The organism is Paenarthrobacter histidinolovorans (assembly GCF_014647595.1).
Lineage (GTDB): Bacteria > Actinomycetota > Actinomycetes > Actinomycetales > Micrococcaceae > Arthrobacter > Arthrobacter histidinolovorans.
The window spans coordinates 258,021-276,719 of sequence record NZ_BMPM01000006.1 but is presented as its reverse complement, the minus strand read 5'-3'; the positions used below and the strand labels follow the sequence as shown (position 1 = coordinate 276,719).

Here is an 18,699-nt window from a genome sequence, read left to right as displayed (position 1 = left end):
TTAAGGCCCATGTCAGGGGCGTTTATGGGCCAAAAGTGACCCCGCGTTGTTTGAGGTCTTGAGTAAATCTTGAGCCTACGCAGCAAGGGGTCTTGATTTCGGCCCGGCAGTGTCAATGAGGTTGGCCTAACAAGGCTTTCCCACCTCATCCGCTGCTAGTTACTCAGGACTGACATCGTGACCCAAAACCCTGCCAGAGCCCGTGCTTTATCCCGCACCGCGGCTATTCTGCTCGCCTGCACCGCAACCCTGGCCACCACCGCCGTCGCCGCCCCGATGGCCGCCGCCGAACCCGCCCAGGCAGCTGCGGTCCACGCATCCTCCAGCGTCTCGGCCATGGCCGGCCAAACCGAGCAAACATTGGTGGTGCCAGTAACCGCAGGACTGGAACCAACCCGGGTCAAAGGCACCATTGCAGTGGCCGGGAAGCCGGAAGGAACCATCCGTGCAACCGCCAACGGCAGGGTAATCCTTGAGGCCGCCGCGGCAGCCACAATCGCCCTTGACCAGGCAGTCAGCAGCGCGGACGTCGTCAATCAACAGTTGACCGTGGGGCTCCAATTCGTCCCTGCAACCCAGACCATGTGCGTCCTCTCCAACGCCACAGCCACCCTGAACAACCTGGCAGTGGACTTCTCCGGAACCGCGGAGGTTCCCACAACCGTTGGCGGGTTCTTCCCGGTCTCCGTACCCGCCGTCGTACTTCCCGTTCCCGCGGAACCAAGCACGGATGTCTCCGCAGCCATCATGACGGCCGCCGCCGCGATGTCGCACCGCTACCCGGATGCCACCGTCAGCGTGGTTCCGGAAGCCGGGCTTGGTGCCCGGGCAGCGGGACTGCCTGCGGGCAGCCGGGTTCTCAGCGTCGTGGGTGACCAAGGCGAAACCAGCACCAAACTGTCCACTACCGCCGGCCTCCCGCAGCTCATCCTCAGCGGCCATGACGAACAGCTCCGCACCGCCGCGCGCGCACTGGCCAGCGACAAGACCGCGCTCGCCGTGACGTCGTCCGTCACCGGATTGACGTCCGCCTTGCCGGCAGCGCCCGGACTGACCCAAAGCCTCAAGGACCTGGGCAGCAGCACGCTGAAACTCTCCGGTTACGGCACGCCCGAATCCTACGTAGGAGTCACCCAGTCACAGTTCGGCGGCCCGGTCCAGTCAGTGAAGGTCCAGCTCAAGGGCACGCACACGGCTGTCCCGGCCAACGCCCAAGCGCAGCTTTCCGTCTTCTGGAACGACTACCTGCTCAGTTCAAAGAACCTCGACGGCGGTGACAGCTTCTCGGTGGATGCCGAAGTATCTGCCGGGCAGCTTCAGGCGAACAACGGCCTCCGGATCCGGCTCGCCGCCCTTCCCGCGGGCGGGGACTGCACCGGACCCGCCGGTGTGATGCCCATGGAGGTAACCGTGGACACTGCGGGCAGCACGCTGACTGCAGTCCGGGGCGGTTCCATCAAGGCCGGCTTCGCACGGTTCCCGCAAGCCCTGGGACAGAGTGTTCCCGTGGCGTTCGGCGGCGGAAACGCCCAGGCAAACACCGTGAACGCGGCCACGTTGATAGCGTCGCTGCAGCGGCAGGGCGCCACGCTGCTGGATACCCGGATGGTGGGCCTGGATACCGTGGCCGGCTCCAGCGAGTCCGGGCTGGTGGTGGGCGCCACCGGCGATGTTGCCGACAAGCTCTCGGCACCGCTCCGCTTGGCGGAGTTCCGCACCATCTCTCCGGACGACGTCGAATACGGGGTGGGCACTTCGGCGCCGTTCGGTGTCCTGGAGGCCTTCGAACAAGGCGGCCGTGATCTGCTGCTCCTCGGGGCGTGGACACCGGACGGTGACGCTTCCGCTGCCGCGTTGCAGGCCGCGCTGACCTCGCACATCAGTGGTGTTGACGGAGGTTGGGCGTCGCTGTCCCGGAACCTCCTGGTCACCCAGCCCTCGGGTACCCCGGTCCTGTTGGAGAGCAACGTGTTGGTTCCGCAGAAGGCCGTCACCGACGACTACCGTCCCTACGCCTGGTGGATCGGCGGTGCAGTGCTGGTGCTGGGCCTGGCGTTCGCCGCCCGGACCATCCTGATGCGGCGCCGCGCCAAGGAAGCGCAGGCCTACGTGGACGCCGAACAGAAGGCGACCGAACCGGGCCATGGCAACTAGCGTTGCCACGCGACGCCGCGCTGCCCACCGGCAGCCGGCGCTGCGGTCCCTGACATCTTTGGTCACCCGGGGCTGGGAACGGCTGGGAGCACCGGTGGACGGACGCAAGGTCCCCGGTACCAGGATCGTGGCTGTGGTGGCCGCAGTGGTGGGCTACATTGCGTGCCTGTACACCATCGGCCATGGCACCAACCTGGACTATTCCGACGCCCAAAGCCACCTGACCATCGCCCGGCGCATCTTCGACAGCAAGGCGCCCGGCTTTGAACAGCTCGGCACGGTATGGCTGCCCATGCCGCACCTCCTGTTGGCGCCGTTCGTGCTGAACATGTGGTTGTTCAGCACGGGCTGGGCTGCGGGACTGCTGGGGATCCTCGCCTTGTCCGCCACCGCCACGGGCCTGTACCTGATTGCCGCGCGCCTCGGTTTGGGCAGGGCAGGTCGACTCGCGACCACGCTGGTGGTCCTGGCCAATCCGGCCGTCCTTTACGTTTACACCACAGCCCTGACCGAGCCCGTGCTGATCATGTGCATCGTGGGCGGCATGGCCGGGCTGGCGCACTGGGCCACCAGCCGCCGCCGGATGAGCGCCGGTGAACTGGCAGTTTTCGCAGGCATTCCCTCGGCTGCAGCCGTTCTGTCCCGTTATGAGGGGTGGGCGCTGGTGATGACCGGCACGCTGTTCGTGCTGATCGTCTCCAAACGCCGCACGGGGCAATGGCGCGAAGCCTTCACCATGGCAGGCGGTTACGTGATGGTCCCCGCCGCGGCGGTGCTGTGGTGGCTTTCGTACAACTGGGCCGTCTACGGCAACCCGCTGGAGTTCATGTTCGGGCAGTACTCCGCTTACGCGCAGCAGAAAAACATCACCGACGGCGGCTTGTTGCCTACCAAGGGCAACCTCGGATTGACGCTGACTACTTTCCACTGGTCGCTGCTCGAAACCGCAGGTGTGGTGGTCCTCGCCCTGGCGGCGTGCGGCGCCGTCGTGCTGGTCTTCAGGCGGGGCTTCGCGAACGGCACCCTGCTGGTGGCGGTGACCGGCAGCGCTTACGCCTTTGCGTTGTTGAGCCTGTTCCTGGGCCAAACGGCCATCAATAACGATCACTCGCTTCCCACCACTTGGTGGAACAACCGCTTCGCCCTGACTGCGCTGCCCTTGGTAGCCATCCTGGTGGCCGTCTTCGTGCAGGAACTGACCCGGCCGGCGCGGCTCCGGCCCTGGCTGGTCTGTGTTTTGCTGGCGGCCTTGGTGGTGCAGAACATGTGGTGGAACGAGGACCCCACCGGCAGGTTGGCTGTCCTGGCGGAAGGCAGGATGTCTGCTGAATCCACCACCAACTCCACCGCCGCCGCCCGTTGGCTGAACCAGCATTACGAATCCGGCGGGATCCTGATGGATGAAAGCGCACGCGGAAACGCGGTACTTCCCGTGATGGGCATCCCGCTTAAGGAGATCTACAACCGGGCCTCCGGTGACTACTTCGCTCCGGCGCTGGATGATCCTGCCAAGTATGCCAAGTGGGTGTTCGTCAACGTCGAGGCAGGTACGGGAGCGCGGGACTCGGGCCCCACCGACCTCGTCTACCAGGCGATCATCAAAAACCCTTCCTTCGGCGTGCGCTACTCCGTCGCTTTTTCCACTCCCACACACCGGATCTATGAAAGGTCCTCGGATTCATGAGCCCCGCTTCCCTCGTCAAAGGCCAGTTCAACCGGCAGTCGATCGGCCAGACACTGCTCGCCGCAGGTCTGGTGAGCCCTGAACAACTGCAGCGTGCCCTGGATCGCGCTGCGAGCGAAGGCGGTTTGCTGGGACGTCACCTGATCCTGGAAGCCGGGCTGGACCGGCGTCGGATTTATGAAGTCCTGGCCCGGCAGTGGGACGCCCCGCTGGTGGACCTGGTGGCAGAGCCACCCGGGGACGAACTGATGGAGCGGCTCATCTTCAGCGAGCTTGGGGAACCCCAATGGTTGCCGTGGCGGCTGGAAGGCGACGTCCTTGTGGTGGCCACGGCAGTTGCTCCTTCGGAAAGAATCGCCGAAGAAGCGGCGCAGAAGTTCCGGGTGGCCGACGTCGAATTCCGGACTACCACCGACTGGGACATCTACCAGTCCATCCAGCGTTCCTTCCGCCGCCACCTCCTGTACGAATCCGCTGAACGCCTGGCTGAGGAACGGCCGGGTGACTCGGCGCGCATCGCGTTGACCCCGTGGCAGCGTTACCTTCCCGTGGTCCTGGTCGCGGCGATCATGGTGGCGTTCGTGATCTCGCCGTTGATGGCCGTCATAGTGCTCCTGACCGCCGCGAATGTTGTCTTCCTGGTAAGCATCGGATTCAAATCGTTGGCGAGCCTGCGGTGGCCTTTCGACAAGCTCCACGAGGCAGCGGTGGTCCGGGCACGGAACAAGGAACGCGCACGCCGCGGCCTCCCGCCGGTGGCCGATGAACGGATTCCGGATTCCGAATTGCCCGTCTACACCATCCTGGTCCCGGTGTTCCGGGAGGCCAACATCATCGACAAGCTGCTGACGAACCTTGGGCAGCTGGATTACCCCCGGTCCAAGCTGGATGTGCTTGTCCTCCTGGAGGAAGACGACGCCGAGACCATCGCAGCGGCCAAGGCCTCCAAGCCGCCGGAGTACGTCCGTATCCTCATTGTTCCCAGGGGCGAGCCGCAGACCAAGCCCAGGGCGTGCAACTACGGATTGACCTTCGCCCGGGGCGAGTACGTGGTCATTTACGATGCCGAGGACCGCCCTGATCCGGGACAGTTGAGGGCCTCCATTGCAGCCTTCAAACGGGATGAGTTCGAGCGGGAACACCTGAACCCCGGCCGTAAACCCCTCATCTGCGTCCAGGCCGCGCTGAATTACTTCAACGCCGACCAGAACGTGCTGACCCGCCTGTTCACCATCGAGTACACGCACTGGTTCGATTCCATGCTCCCGGGCCTGGACAACTCCGGGATCCCCCTGCCACTGGGCGGCACGTCCAACCACTTCGTCACCGCGCTGCTCAAGGAGGTTGGCGCGTGGGACCCCTGGAACGTAACCGAAGACGCGGACCTGGGACTCCGGGCGGCCGTGGATGGCTACCGGGTGGGCGTCATCAATTCCACCACCTGGGAGGAGGCGTGTTCACAGGTGCCCGCCTGGATCAAGCAACGCACCCGCTGGATCAAGGGGTACATGATTACTTCGGCGGTGAACACCCGGAACTCCCTGAGGTACATCAAGAGCACAGGGGTGGCTGGAACCGTGGGCTTCCTTGGACTGATCCTCGGCACGCCGCTGGCGTTCCTGGCCTATCCGCTGGTGGTTGGTTTCACCGTGGTGACCTACATCGGCTACGACATTGTGGGCCTGGTCCTGCCCGGCTGGTTGCTGGCAGGAGGGGTGGTATCCATGCTGTTCGGCAACGCCATGATGATCATCGTCTCCGGCGTCGCCACGTTCCGCAGGCACGGGTGGCGGATCGCCATTTTTGCCCTGCTGAACCCGTTCTATTGGGTACTGCATTCCGTGGCGGCGTGGCGTGCGGCCTGGCAGATGCTCACCAGCCCCCACAAGTGGGAGAAGACTCCGCACGGCCTGGAGGCGGAATACCACGACGACGGCCACTGGGTCGGGTGAGGAACCGCACCTGATCTTGAGCCAATCTTGAGCAAATGCCGCAGAGAGGTTGAGTAAGCACCGCCACACTGAATCCAAAGCCGAAGGATGACCAGCTGAGGGGGTTGGACACGGTGCTCGATCCATTCTCTGTAAGAGTTGCCCTGGGTGTGGTCACAGTGACCCTCTTGGCGTTGTTCTGTACGTCCTTCCACCGCACCCGCTCGCCATATGCGGGCTGGTGGAGCCTGGCCCTGCTGGAATTCATGGCGGGCAACACAGCGTTCCTGCTCAACGGAACATCCCACCAGCAGTGGGCCAATCCTGCCGGAAACGTGCTGGTGGTAGCCGGAGCATTCAGCGTCTGGGCCGGAGCCCGCTCATTGCGGGACCTAAAAACCGCGCGGTGGCAATTGGCCACAGGCCCGGCAGTCACAGCCGTGGCTTCTGTCCTTGAAGGCCCCGCCACGAATGTCTGGTCCGGAGGCTTTGTTTATCTGGCCATGATGACCGCCGGCATCGCCTTGGCCGCCCGGGATCTCTGGCTGATCAAAGCTTCCCACTCCCAAGTCCACAAGGCTCTGTCGCTGGCGGCAGGTCTCCTGGCCACGTACTACCTGGGCCGCTGGACGGTGTATGCACTGGAAGGGCCGGCGAGTGAGACCTTCCGAACGTACTTCGGTCCCGGACCTTCAGGGCTGGTTTCCCTGGTGCTGCTGGTAACAGTGTCCTTCAGCATGACGGCCCTTACCAGCGACCAACTCATCAAGGGCTTGAAGGAACGCGCAGCCCGGGACCACCTTACCGGCCTGCTCAACCGCGGAACGTTCCTCGAACTGGCTACCACTGAGCTCAACCGCTTGTACTCCACGGGATCCGGTGCTGCCGTGGTGTTGGCAGACCTGGACCACTTCAAGGCAGTCAACGACGAATACGGTCACGGCGCCGGGGATGAAGCCTTGAAGGCCTTCGCGGCAGCCTGCGCGGCGTCCGTCCGCTCCACGGACCTTATTGGCCGCTACGGCGGGGAGGAATTCATCCTTTTCCTGCCGGGGGCCACCCAGGAGCGGGCGGAGAGCATCGCCGTCGAAATCAGCCGCCGGACAGCAGACATGCGTACTCCGGAAGGAATCCCGTTCCCCACCATCAGTTATGGAGTGACGTCCAGCATCTCCTCCGGAGCCGATCTGAACTTCATGATCGAGGTAGCTGACGCAGCGCTTTACAGTGCCAAGGCACAAGGAAGAAACCGGATTGTAGGAGCCGACCGCCTCGAGGCGGCCACTATCGCGGATGAGGCACGATCATGACCCTTAACGAACTGACCACCAGGATCCAGGTCCAGCACAACCAGGAGTTGTCCGTGTTCAGGAAGGACATCACCAGCGCTCCCTACAAAGCGGGAACAGCTACGTCCTTGAATGCTGACCGGCGCTCGGTCCGGATGGGTCCTGTGCAGTCCGTTGAGGACGGGAACGCGAACCTGACCATCGTGGCCGACGTCGAAGGCCTCGCCTGGTTCACCGCGGACAAGGGCCTCCTTGGCAGCTGCATCACAATGTCCATCGCCGGGCACCGGAGAAACACCGGAACGCGCGTCCATCTCCCGCTCGCTGAATGCGATGCCTGGATCGAAGCCATCCTGGGCGGCTCGTGGATCGCGAACGTCTACCGCATGGGCAACAAGGCAAAGCCCGACGGCCGGCTGGATATCGCTTCCTATCGTCTGTTCCTGGACGAGCACCGCAACCCGGTTCCCAAGCCCCAGGCCGTGGTGGACATGACGCTGCGCAGCCTGGACGAATCGTGACCAGCACCAAGCCTCGCAGGCTGGTGTCCACTGATGATGACGACCCCCGAATACGAAGCCTGGAACGGCAGGTCCGCGCACTCCTGGAAGAACTCCATGATGTCCGGAAGGAGCGACGCCATGAGGCCCTCACCGACCCCCTGACCGGCGTCGGCAACCGGTTGGCGCTGGCCGTTGCCTTCAAGGAAGCCATGGCTGCCGGGGCCCACGGAGCGGCCCCGCCCGCGCTGCTCCTGTTGAACCTGGACGCCTTCAAGGCATTGAAGAGCTCTGCCGGGCACGCCGCGGCGGATCAGGTTCTGGTCACCGTTGCCATGCGCCTCCGCTCGGCAGTCCGGGAGAACGACGTCGTCACCCGCCTGGGTGGCGACGAATTCGCTGTTTTGATGCCCGCCACCCCCAAAAACCGGGCCGCCGCCGTCGGGAACCGCATCCTGGCCGCGCTGGAACCCACCATCGACCTCGGCAACAGCAGTGTCCAGTGTGCTGCCAGCATGGGACTGAGCGTCGCCGGGTCGCACCACACCTTGGAGGACCTCCTCCAGGAAGCCGATTTCGCCGTCGAGGAATCCAAGAACGAGAGCCGGAACAAGCTCAAGCTGTTCGATCCCGTCACCCTGCATTCCCGGCAACTCCAGCGGCAGATCGTTGGCGACCTCCGGGAAGGGATCCGTTCGGAGCAGCTGGTCCTTTACTACCAACCGATCGTGGAGCTGGCCACCGGACAAATTGAGGGGTGCGAGGCCCTGGTCCGCTGGAACCACCCGATACACGGCCTCATCATGCCGGACCAGTTCATTCCCGTGGCTGAGGCCACCGGGCTTATTGCGGAACTGGGCAGGTGGGTCCTGTGCACGGCCATGCGCCAGCTACGGCAGTGGCGGGACAATCCGGCGAAGTCCACGCCGGCCTTCTCCATGCGCATCAACGTCTCTGCCGCCGACCTTCAGAGCCTGGAATTCGTGGACGACGTCCGGGATGTCCTCTTGAAGGAAGGCCTGTCCCCGGATTCGCTGGTCCTGGAACTTACCGAGAGCGCCATCATCCGGAACAACGAGCTGGACCGTTACACCCTGATGAGCTTGCGCAGGCTGGGCGTGGGCCTTGAGATCGACGATTTCGGCGCCGGCTATTCCTCGATGGGCTACCTGCGCAAGCTTCCCGTGGACCGGGTGAAAGTAGACCGGCAGTTCGTGAAGGACCTGGGGGACGACCCGTGCCAGTTGGAGTTCCTGGCGGCCATCCAGCACGTGATCCGTTCGTGCGGGCTGGAAGCGGTCTGGGAAGGCATCGAAACGGCCAAGGAAGCCGAACTGCTGCGGAGCATCGGCTGCACCAGCGGCCAAGGGTATTTCTTCGGGAAGCCGTTGCCCGAAGCTGACTTCCTGGCCCGGTTAAAAGCAACGCGAGGTCACTTATGGCCCATCCCGGAGGAATTTATGGGCCATAAGTGACCTCGCGTTGCTTTATGTGGTGAGGATCAGCCGAAGTACTTCGGCAGGGTTCCTTCGTGGGCTTCGCGGAGAGCGTCCAGTGAGAGCTCGTCCACGCCGTTGATCTCCAGCTTTCCACCGGCAGCGTCAACAACGCCGATCCGGAGGTGCGCGAAGCCGCGGGCGGTGCACATGTCCTTGAAGCGGACTTCCTCGGAGCGCGGGACGGACACGATGGCCCGGGCCTGGGACTCGGAGAACAGGGCCGTGAACAGGTCCACGCCGTCGCGCTCCATGAGTTCCTCAAGGGCGATGCGGGCGCCGACGCCGTAGCGCAGCGACGACTCCACCAGAGCAGCCGCGAGGCCACCTTCGGAGAGGTCGTGTGCTGCGTCAACCATGCCGTCGCGGGAAGCGTTGATCAGGATCTCGCCCAAGGCACGCTCGGCTGCAAGGTCAACCTTCGGCGGCAAGCCACCGAGATGTCCACGCAGGTTGGACCATTCCGAACCGTCCAGCTCAGCTGCGGTGGTTCCCAGCAGGTAGATGGCCTGGCCGTCCTCGCGCCAGCCCGACGGCGTACGGCGGGCGACGTCGTCAAGCTTGCCCAGGACTGCCACAACAGGGGAGGGGTGGATCGGCGTGGTGCCGGTCTGGTTGTAGAGCGAAACGTTGCCGCCGGTCACCGGGATGCCGAGTTCCATGCAGGCGTCCGAGAGGCCGCGGATAGCTTCGGCGAGCTGCCACATGACATCGGGGTCCTCGGGGGAACCGAAGTTCAGGCAGTCGCTGACGGCCATCGGAACGGCGCCGGAGGTGGCTACGTTGCGGTAAGCCTCAGCCAGTGCGAGCTGTGCGCCCTGGTACGGCTCGAGGTAGGTGTAGCGGCCGTTGGCGTCGGTGGCCAGGGCAACGCCCAGGCCGGTTTCCTCGTCAACGCGGACTACGCCGGCGTCGTCCGGGAATGCCATGGCAGTGTTGCCGCCAACGTAGCGGTCGTACTGCTTGGTGATCCAGGACTTGCTGCACATGTTCGGCGATGCCACCAGTTCGGTGACGGCTGCTGCCAGCTCGGTGGGGGCCGAGGGACGGCCTGCGTCCTCAACCGAACCGGTGAAGGAGTTGGCCTGGACCGAGTCCTGCCACTCCGGGCGGGCGAACGGACGGTCGTAGACCGGGCCGTCGTGCGCAACGGTGCGGGGATCGACGTCGACGATTACTTCGCCTTCCCAGGTGATGATGAGGCGACCGGTGTCAGTGACTTCACCCAACCAGGAGTACTCCACGGCCCACTTGTCCATCACGGCTTCGAAGGCTTCGATGTTCTCGGGGGTGACCACTGCCATCATGCGTTCCTGCGACTCGGACATGAGGATCTCGCCCGGGGTCAGCGTGGGGTCGCGCAGCAGGACCGAAGTCAGCTCCACCTGCATGCCGCCGTCGCCGTTGGAGGCGAGCTCGGACGTTGCGCAGGAAATGCCTGCGGCGCCGAGGTCCTGGATGCCTTCCACCAGGGAGCCCTTGAAGAGTTCCAGGCAGCACTCGATGAGGACCTTCTCAGCGAAGGGGTCGCCCACCTGGACGGCCGGTCGCTTGGAGGGCTTGGTGTCGTCAAAGGATTCGGAGGCGAGCACCGAAGCGCCGCCAATGCCGTCGCCACCGGTGCGTGCACCGAACAGGACAACCTTGTTGCCCTTGCCCGAAGCGTTGGCCAGGCGGATGTCCTCGTGGCGCATGACGCCCACGGCCAGTGCGTTCACCAGCGGGTTGCCCTGGTAAACGGAATCGAACACCATTTCGCCGCCGATGTTCGGCAGGCCAAGGCAGTTGCCGTAGCCACCGATGCCGGCAACGGCACCGTGCATGACGCGGGCGGTGTCCGGGTGGTCGATGGCGCCGAAGCGCAACGGGTCCATCACGGCAACCGGGCGGGCGCCCATGGAGATGATGTCGCGGACGATCCCGCCGATGCCGGTAGCGGCACCTTGGTACGGCTCAACGAACGACGGCGAGTTGTGGGACTCGATCTTGAACGTCACGGCCCAGCCGTCGCCCAGGTTGGTGACGCCGGCGTTCTCGCCGATGCCAACCAGCATGTCCTTCTTCATTTCCTCGGTGACCTTCTCGCCGAACTGGCGGAGGTGGTTCTTGGAGGACTTGTAGGAGCAGTGCTCGCTCCACATGACGGAGTACATGGCCAGCTCGGCACCGGTGGGGCGGCGGCCGAGGACCTTGACGATCTCGTCGAATTCGTTCTGCTTCAGGCCCAGCTCGGCCCACGGGAGTTCCGTGTCCGGGGTCTTGGCAGCGTGCTCAACGGTGTCGATGTTGAACTTCTTGGTGGTTTCCGTGGTCACTTGTCGCCTCCCACAATCTTGGTCAGTACGGAGGTGAAGAAGCCTAGGCCGTCGGTGTCGCGGGGCTCGCCGTTCAACGACTCCGGACCGAAGCCGGTCTCCACTGCGTGCTCGGGGTGCGGCATGAGGCCAACGACGTTCCCCGCTGCGTTGGAGATGCCGGCGATGTCGCGGCGGGAGCCGTTCGGGTTGAAGCCCACGTAGCGGAACACCACACGGCCCTCGGCCTCAAGGGCGTCCAGGGTCTTCTCGTCGGCGATGTACTGGCCGTCCTGGTTCTTCAACGGCACAATGATTTCCTGGCCGTCCGTGTAGTCCACAGTCCAGGCAGTGTTGGCGTTTTCCACGCGCAGCGTCTGGTCGCGGCAGATGAACTTCAGGTGGTCGTTCTTGATCATGGAACCGGGCAGCAGGTGCGACTCGGTGAGGATCTGGAAGCCGTTGCAGATACCCAAAACCGGGAGCTTGGCGTCCGAGTTCGCAGCATCGATGATCTTGGACATCAGCGGCGCGAAACGTGAGATGGCGCCTGCGCGGAGGTAGTCGCCGTAGGAGAAACCGCCGGGGATGATGACTGCATCAACGTCGCCGAGCTCGGAGTCTGCATGCCAGAGCGGCACCGCCGTGCCACCTGCAAGGCGCACTGCACGGGCGGCGTCGCGGTCGTCAAGGGTGCCGGGGAAGGTGACGACGCCGATCTTGGCGCCAGCGAGGCCACGGGCACCATAAGCGTCGGCGGCGACGGCGATAGCCTCGCCAATCAGGGGGATCGAAGTCATATCAGGCCTCGACGACCTCGACGTTGACAACATCCTCGATCACCGGGTTGGACAGGAGGGTCTCGGCGGCTTCGCGGGCCTGGGCCAGGATAGCGTCGGTCACCTCGCCGTCAACAGTCAGTTCAAAGCGCTTGCCCTGGCGGACTGCGCTGAAGCTGTTGAAGCCGAGGCGGGGCAGTGCACCCACGATGGCCTTCCCCTGGGGGTCCAGAATCTCGGGCTTGGGCATGACGTCAACGACGATCCGGGGCATCCGGTAACTCCTGTGCGTGAGTTGGGTGAACCTTAAATAAGGCTGCCGCGGAGGTGCCGTCTCACGCCGTTCAGCCGCATTCAAACAGCGTTATGGACACAGGGTTAAACACGGTTGTGAACTGCATTGTTTGAACGGCATGGGGGCGCTCCGCGAGCTTGCACAACCATTCTACCGGGAGCGGGGCACATACCCTATTCAGCCTGATTCTGCGAGGACACCCCGCCGTCACGTCGGAAATCGTGCCAAGGGAAGGCTCGACGGCGGCACGTGGGGGCGCCTGCCGGCGCTGGCCGCGGAGGGCGCGCGTCACTAGTATTGCCGCATGGCTGAAAAACCGAAATCGATGGTGCTGGGCGTTGTGGCCGCTGCCGTTCTTGCAGGTTTGGGCCGGATGGTCATTCAGAAGATCAGGGCTGACAAAGCGGCCCGCGACCATAGGGTGACAGCCCCCTTGGATGCGGAGACGCGGGCGAAAATCAGCGATGCCCTGCGCGGACCCCGGTAGGGGCAGACAATAGCGCACGTACAAATGCGCTATTCAAAGGGGTTAAACGGCGTGGTTCCGGCGTATTTTGGAGATACACGCGGGGGTTCACCCCCCTGGTAAAACAAAGATAACCAGGAGGACCAATGACCGATCACATTGCAGAAGTATCCGCCTGTAGCGTTGGCAGCTGCGGATTCAACCACGACGGCTGCACCGCTTTTGGTATCACCATCGGCGGCACCCAGGACCACGCTTCCTGCGCAACGTTCATTGACACCAACGCCATGGGTGGGCTTCCCAAGGTCCTGGCCCACGTCGGCGCCTGCCAGAGGTCCGAGTGCGTCCACAACAACAACCTCATGTGCGAGGCCCACGACGTCAAGGTTGGACCCGGCCGCGAAGCCGCCGATTGCCTGACCTACGAACACGCCTGATTTTTATCGACGAGCAAAAGGGTCCCCGTCTCGGTTGAGGCGGGGACCCTTTTTGTGGTTCTCTACTTCTTCTTGGCCGGCGTGGACTTGGCTTCCTTGGGGCTGTCCGCGTCCTTGAGTTCCTGCTCGGCCGTGGCTTGGATCAAGGCAAGCAGTTCCGGATCGAGGCCGGGGGCAAATTCTTCCTTGCGCTCAGGGGACATGGTCATGGGAAATCCGTCCGGCATTTGTTCGGTGCTCAGTTCGGTGCCGTCGTTGGACGGCGACGCCCCACGGTAGAGCTTGCCTGCTTCGCTGAGGTTGTCAGCGCTGAAGGTGTATTGAATGCTCTGCAGGCCTTTGTCCAGGAGCTTCTTCACTTCCGGGAACTGCTCGGCGTTGGTCTTGGGGATCGGGAGGACCTTGCCCCAGTTCACGCCCAGGCTTTCCAAGGCCTTTGCGTAGGCGTTCTCGTGGGCTTGGTCGCGCACAATCAGGTACGCGATGGTGGAGCGCGCCGTCTTGTTTTCCGTCATTTCGTAGATACGGCACTTTTGCAGCCTGCCCGTTGACTCAAGCATCAAGTTGTAGAGCAGGTCCAGCACCAGGTTGCCGCTGTTGTAGACATAGGAGCCACTCCACGGGTTACCCGCGGCGTCCACGGGCAGGGCACCTTGGGCGCCCACCAGATAGTGATGGATGTTGCTGGTGTCCAGCGCGATCTTCAGGGGAGTGGCCCCGCCGGCGCCCGGCTGGTCCACGGGATCGGACTTCTTGCCCTGATAGCGGGGTGAGCCATCAAGGAGTTGCGAAATGGTTGTTCCGATGAGTTCCACGTGGCTGATCTCTTCGGTACCGATGCCCTGGAGGAGGTCCTTGTAGGGCTTTGATGCGGGATCGCCGCGGAAGTTCATGCTTTGGAACAGGTATTGCATCATGGTCCGCATTTCGCCGAACTGCCCGCCGAGCCCTTCCTGGAGGGCGTTGGCTGCTGCGGGATCCGGCTCGTCAGCGGCGATTTCGTTGATCAGGAGTTGGGTGTGCAGGTACATATGTTTCCTCACGTTGGCTCATGCTCTACGTGGGATGGGAACCCTCTGCTGGCCACCCCGGAATCCCTACCATAAGCATGCTTACTAATTTGAGGCAAGGAAATCCTTAAGGAAATTGACCCTGTGAAAAGGACTAGCCAGCCACTTGGTTGGTGAGTGGCTTGCCCTCCTTGAGGGCTGAGATGTTGGCCAGGACCAGCTTCGCCGAACCCTTGGGGCGGTTGCCCGCCACGTGCGGTGTGATGATCAGGTTGGGCGCCGACCACAATTCCGAATCGGCCGGGAGCGGCTCAATCCTGGTCACATCCAGCGCGGCTGCGCGCAGGCGACCCTCCCGCAAGGCGCCCAGCAGCGCGCCCTCATCCACTGTGGCACCCCGGCCCACGTTGACGAACACCGCACTCGCCGGCAGCTGACGCAGGACCTCGTCGTTCAGGGCGTCGGTGGTTTCCGGTGTTGCGGGCAGTATCGAGATCAGCACGTCCGTGGAGCGCAGGACCTCCGGGAACCCGTCCGCGGCCACCACCGGGAAGCCATAGCGCTCGCCTTTGGAACTTGCGACGCCGGTGACCTCCGCACCCAGCGCGGCCAGCAGGGGAGCGAGCCGCCCAGCGATGGAGCCGAACCCCCAGATGGTGACCTTGGCGCCGTCGAGCGTGTAGAGCTGTTCGGTGGCGGGGTTGGACTGCTCGGCGTTGTAGGGCTGGTTCCACGTGCCGGATTTTTGGGATTCCATGAGGACATCGAGGCGGCGCACGGCGGCCAGGATCAGCGCCAGGGCGTGTTCGGCTACGGGGCCGTCGTGGAGTGAGCGACCGGACGTGATGGCTACGGTGTCCGCGAATCCCGCGGCGAGTACGGAGTCCGGACCGGCTGCGAGAGTCTGGACGAGCCTGAGGCCGGGCATGGCGCGGGCGGCGTCAGAAAGGTTGTCCGAGGTGTTGCGCCAGACCACCAGGACCTCTGCGTCGCGGTGCTCGCCGGGGATCGCTTTGTCCACTTCGTAGACCACGATCTCGTCTCCGGACGAGGCGAGGTCCGTGAGGTCCAGCTCGATGGTGTTGGGGACGAGGATTTTCACGGCAACTCCAAGGTTCGCGGGCGTCGGGCAGTTTGCACTCGAGGCTACCGCGTTATCCCGGCGGGTATCTTCTTCGGCTTCATCCCTGGAAATGTGACGCCCAACACCCTATGGTTGTAGGACGTTCGACGTAGCACGTAACACGAACGACCACCACGAGTTAGCTTTCACCCCAATCCCTGTGCCAAACGTGGGCGTGAACCGCCAACCCGGAGCCGATTCGAAAGGACACTGGATTTGAAATCCATACCCCCCGCACCATCGCTCGCCCGCATCGCAGCTGCCGGCGCCCTGAGCCTGGGCCTCCTGGCCGGGCCCGCTTTTCCAGCCACCGCTGCCCCCATCCCACCCAACAACCCCGCGGCAGCGCCGGGCGTCTTTACCGAGGCCAACATCGGCGGCGACCGCACGGCCGCCAACTTCTTCTACCGCATTCCCGCGCTGACGTACCTGGGCAACAACGTGGTCCTCGCTGCGTGGGATGGCCGTCCCGGTTCAGCCGCGGATGCTCCCAACCCCAACTCGATCGTGCAGCGCCGCAGCACCGATGGCGGCCAGACCTGGGGGCCGGTGCAGGTCATCGCCGCGGGCCACGAGGGCGACGCCAGCGGTCCCAAATACGGCTACAGCGACCCCTCCTACATCTACGATTCAGAAGCCGGCAAGGTCTTCGCCTTCTTCGTCTATTCCAAGGACCAGGGTTTTGGCGGCAGCCAGTTCGGCAACGACGACGCCGACAGGTCCGTGATCTCCTCAGCTGTCATCGAGTCCTCTGATGGCGGGATCAGCTGGAGCCAGCCACGGCTCATCACCAACGTCACCAAGCCCGGAACCAGCAAAACCAACCCCATGGCCGGTGACGTCCGCTCCAACTTCGCCTCCTCCGGCGAAGGCATCCAGCTCAAATACGGCCAGTACAAAGGCCGGCTCATCCAGCAGTACGCCGGGGACATCCGCCAGGCAGACGGAACCAACAAGATCCAGGCGTACTCCGTCTACTCCGATGACCACGGAGTGACCTGGAAGAAGGGCGCCAACGTCGGTGACCGGATGGACGAGAACAAGACCGTTGAGCTTTCCGACGGCCGGGTGCTCCTGAACTCCAGGGACAACGCCAACCAGGGCTACCGCAAAGTTGCCATTTCCACCGACGGCGGCGCTACCTACGGTCCGGTCACGCAGGACACCGAGCTCCCGGATCCCGCCAACAACGGTGCCATTGCGCGCATGTTCCCCAACGCGGCACAGGGCTCAGCTGACGCGAAGAAGCTCATCTTCACCAACGCCAACTCCAAGACCGGCCGCGAAAACGTCTCGGCACGTGTCTCCTGCGACGACGGCGCCACCTGGCCGGGCGTGCGCACCATCCGTTCCGGCTTCTCTGCCTACTCCACCGTCACCCGCCTGGAGGACGGCAAGTTCGGCGTGCTCTACGAGGGCAACTACACGGACAACATGCCGTTCGCGAAGTTCGACGACGCGTGGCTGAACTACGTATGCGCACCCCTGGCGGTTCCCGCTGTCACCACCGCGCCGGGCGCCACCCAGCAGGTTCCCGTGACCGTCACCAACCAGGAAGCCAGCGCGCTGTCCGGCGCCACGGCCACTGTTTACACACCCAGCGGCTGGTCGGCCACCACGGTGCCGGTTCCCGACGTCGCCCCCGGCGCTTCGGTGACCGTCAACGTAGCCCTGACCGCCCCGGCCAACGCCAGCGGTCCGCAGAACCTCAACGCAGCATTCACGACGACGGATGGCCGGGTTTCGCAGTTCACCTTCACCGCCACCGTGCCGGTGGCCCCGCAGGTGGGCCTGACCATCACCGGAACGGCACCCGCCCGCGACGTCGTAGCCAGCCCGTACCAGGTGGGCGACGTCCTCAGCTACTCACTCAACGTCAAGAGCACCGCCAATGTCACGGCCAATGCAGTACCGGTCTCCGGGACGTTCGACTCCGGGTTCCTGCCGCCGTCGGCCCCCAATTGCCGGTTCAACAACCTGGCCGCAGGCGCCAGCTACAACTGCACCACGGCCAAGCACGTGATCACGGCTGCCGACATCCAGCGCGGCTACTTCGTGCCGGAGGCGAGCTTCAGCATCACTGCCAGTACGACGCCGTCGCTCACCACAACGGTGCCGTTCACCGGCGCTGCGGTCGCTTTGCGCGACGGGCTGCTGACGGCCGACATCAGCGGGGCGCGTGCCGACGTCGGGCGTGATCTCTCTACCCAGCCGTACGCTGCCGGTGAGCTGGTCCCGTACACCTTCACGGTCAAGAACACGAGCCCGCTGGTGGAGAAAATAGTGCCGACGGCCGGCAACTTCAGCCCCTTTCTTCCGGAAGGTCCGGGCAACTGCCGCTACAGCGTGCTGCCTGCGGGTCAGAGCTACCAGTGCACCACCCCGCGGCACACGGTGACCGCCGAGGAAGCCGGGCAGGGCTTCTTTGTTCCGGCGACCAACTGGGAGGTCAGCGCGGCCGGCCAGAGCACCAAGACCATCACGGTAAACGGCGGCGAAGTGGACCTGAAAGTCCGCGATCCCAAGCTCGAGGGGACGGTGTCGGCGCAATGGCGGGACGCTGACGGCAACCGTTTCGCCAGCGTCGGCGATCCCGTGACCTACAGCTACACCGTGGGCAACGCCGGGAACGTTGCAGTGAGCGGCCTGGAGGCCCCCGGCGCCGGCATCTCCGCAGCCTCGCTCGCCGCGGGGGATACTGTGAGCGCCACCCGCGAACATATATTGACGGCCGAGGATGTCGCTGCCGGCAGTCTGGGCGCGGTTACGTTCAAGGTGACGGCCCGCAACGGTTCCCTGGAAACCTCCGCGGCCGTGGAAGGCGGCTCCCTGGCACTGACGGTTCAGCCGGCCCGGCCCGCCTCGGAGCCCGGAATAGCCCGGCAGGTTCTGGGCACGCCGCCTACTGACCTGGGCACCGCTGACAAGTACCGGACCGGTCAGAAGGTTGTGCTGAGGGGCCTCGACTACGGCAACTGGTACTACGTGTACTTGAACAAGACCGGGTACCGCCTGGGCTGGATCTTCCCGACGACGGACAACACGCTGGAGTTCATCCTTCCCTCTGACGTCAAGAACGGCCGTGATGACGTTGTTGTCCTGGACAATGCGGGCCGCCAGGTCTCGTTTGATCGGCTTCAGGTGACGCCCAAGGGCTGACGCTTCGCGGCACTGACAGGCAACGGGCTGCAGGACATTCCTGCGGTCCGTTGTTTGTCGTTGGATGACGAATCACCCCTGC

14 protein-coding genes are annotated in these 18,699 nt (G+C 64.1%); 9 read left to right on the top strand and 5 right to left on the bottom strand.

The genetic code is table 11. The features are described 5' to 3' along the window. Positions 1–177: 177 nt before the first annotated feature. The 6 genes from IEY62_RS15630 (at position 178) to IEY62_RS15605 (ending at position 9,033) form a co-directional block, all read left to right on the top strand. Positions 178–2,154: a cellulose biosynthesis cyclic di-GMP-binding regulatory protein BcsB gene (locus tag IEY62_RS15630; protein WP_189019452.1), complete on the top strand. Its 1,977-nt coding sequence runs from the start codon at positions 178–180 to the stop codon at positions 2,152–2,154. Further along, positions 2,144–3,838 carry an ArnT family glycosyltransferase gene (locus IEY62_RS15625; protein WP_189019450.1) on the top strand — a complete coding sequence of 565 codons (1,695 nt, stop codon included), beginning with the start codon at positions 2,144–2,146 and terminating at the stop codon, positions 3,836–3,838. The genes IEY62_RS15630 and IEY62_RS15625 overlap by 11 nt, the downstream gene beginning before the upstream one ends. Then, positions 3,835–5,790, top strand: a complete 1,956-nt coding sequence (locus tag IEY62_RS15620) for a glycosyltransferase (RefSeq protein WP_189019448.1) — start codon at positions 3,835–3,837, stop codon at positions 5,788–5,790. Before IEY62_RS15625 ends, IEY62_RS15620 begins: the two co-directional genes overlap by 4 nt. A 104-nt stretch (positions 5,791–5,894) precedes the next feature. Beyond that, entirely contained in the window at positions 5,895–7,079 is a 1,185-nt protein-coding gene (locus IEY62_RS15615) for a GGDEF domain-containing protein (RefSeq protein WP_189019446.1), read from the top strand. Next, positions 7,076–7,579: a hypothetical protein gene (locus tag IEY62_RS15610; RefSeq protein WP_189019444.1), complete on the top strand. Its 504-nt coding sequence runs from the start codon at positions 7,076–7,078 to the stop codon at positions 7,577–7,579. Before IEY62_RS15615 ends, IEY62_RS15610 begins: the two co-directional genes overlap by 4 nt. After that, on the top strand, positions 7,576–9,033 hold the full coding sequence (locus IEY62_RS15605; RefSeq protein WP_189019442.1) for a putative bifunctional diguanylate cyclase/phosphodiesterase: 1,458 nt from the start codon (positions 7,576–7,578) through the stop codon (positions 9,031–9,033). Before IEY62_RS15610 ends, IEY62_RS15605 begins: the two co-directional genes overlap by 4 nt. Positions 9,034–9,059: 26 nt before the next feature. On the opposite strand, the gene purL is transcribed toward IEY62_RS15605, so the two are convergent. The 3 genes from purL to purS are packed head-to-tail and all read right to left on the bottom strand — an operon-like array spanning position 9,060 to position 12,401. Then, positions 9,060–11,369, bottom strand: coding sequence for a phosphoribosylformylglycinamidine synthase subunit PurL (purL, locus tag IEY62_RS15600; protein ID WP_189019440.1), 2,310 nt, complete (start codon positions 11,367–11,369; stop codon positions 9,060–9,062). Beyond that, entirely contained in the window at positions 11,366–12,148 is a 783-nt protein-coding gene (gene purQ / locus IEY62_RS15595) for a phosphoribosylformylglycinamidine synthase subunit PurQ (RefSeq protein ID WP_189019438.1), read from the bottom strand. The genes purL and purQ overlap by 4 nt, the downstream gene beginning before the upstream one ends. A gap of 1 nt (position 12,149) precedes the next feature. Next, the gene (gene purS, locus IEY62_RS15590) at positions 12,150–12,401 is read right to left on the bottom strand and encodes a phosphoribosylformylglycinamidine synthase subunit PurS (RefSeq protein ID WP_011773385.1); all 252 of its coding nucleotides are present in this window, start codon (positions 12,399–12,401) and stop codon (positions 12,150–12,152) included. A gap of 325 nt (positions 12,402–12,726) precedes the next feature. Between purS and IEY62_RS15585 the strand changes: the two genes are divergently transcribed. Continuing rightward, a complete protein-coding gene (locus IEY62_RS15585) occupies positions 12,727–12,909 on the top strand; it encodes a hypothetical protein (RefSeq protein ID WP_110505467.1) in 183 nt (60 codons plus the stop codon). Positions 12,910–13,034: 125 nt separating this feature from the next. Further along, complete coding sequence (locus IEY62_RS15580) at positions 13,035–13,325, top strand: DUF1540 domain-containing protein (RefSeq protein WP_018779990.1); 291 nt, start codon at positions 13,035–13,037, stop codon at positions 13,323–13,325. Between the two features lie 62 nt (positions 13,326–13,387). Here the strand turns inward: IEY62_RS15580 and IEY62_RS15575 are convergent, their stop codons facing one another. After that, positions 13,388–14,356: a manganese catalase family protein gene (locus IEY62_RS15575; RefSeq protein ID WP_189019436.1), complete on the bottom strand. Its 969-nt coding sequence runs from the start codon at positions 14,354–14,356 to the stop codon at positions 13,388–13,390. A gap of 133 nt (positions 14,357–14,489) precedes the next feature. Next, on the bottom strand, positions 14,490–15,437 hold the full coding sequence (locus IEY62_RS15570) for a phosphoglycerate dehydrogenase (RefSeq protein WP_189019434.1): 948 nt from the start codon (positions 15,435–15,437) through the stop codon (positions 14,490–14,492). Between the two features lie 237 nt (positions 15,438–15,674). Here IEY62_RS15570 and IEY62_RS15565 point away from each other — a divergent pair, with 237 nt between their 5' ends. Further along, positions 15,675–18,617 carry an exo-alpha-sialidase gene (locus IEY62_RS15565; RefSeq protein WP_189019432.1) on the top strand — a complete coding sequence of 981 codons (2,943 nt, stop codon included), beginning with the start codon at positions 15,675–15,677 and terminating at the stop codon, positions 18,615–18,617. Positions 18,618–18,699: the final 82 nt, after the last annotated feature.

Excerpts from the sequence above, each read along its gene's own strand:
- IEY62_RS15625 (WP_189019450.1), top strand. The coding sequence starts at position 2,144 with ATGGCAACTAGCGTTGCCACGCGACGCCGCGCTGCCCACCGGCAGCCG.
- IEY62_RS15580 (WP_018779990.1), top strand. The coding sequence starts at position 13,035 with ATGACCGATCACATTGCAGAAGTATCCGCCTGTAGCGTTGGCAGCTGC.
- purQ (WP_189019438.1), bottom strand. The coding sequence starts at position 12,148 with ATGACTTCGATCCCCCTGATTGGCGAGGCTATCGCCGTCGCCGCCGAC.
- IEY62_RS15585 (WP_110505467.1), top strand. The coding sequence starts at position 12,727 with ATGGCTGAAAAACCGAAATCGATGGTGCTGGGCGTTGTGGCCGCTGCC.
- purS (WP_011773385.1), bottom strand. The coding sequence starts at position 12,401 with ATGCCCCGGATCGTCGTTGACGTCATGCCCAAGCCCGAGATTCTGGAC.
- IEY62_RS15610 (WP_189019444.1), top strand. The coding sequence starts at position 7,076 with ATGACCCTTAACGAACTGACCACCAGGATCCAGGTCCAGCACAACCAG.
- IEY62_RS15575 (WP_189019436.1), bottom strand. The coding sequence starts at position 14,356 with ATGTACCTGCACACCCAACTCCTGATCAACGAAATCGCCGCTGACGAG.
- IEY62_RS15620 (WP_189019448.1), top strand. The coding sequence starts at position 3,835 with ATGAGCCCCGCTTCCCTCGTCAAAGGCCAGTTCAACCGGCAGTCGATC.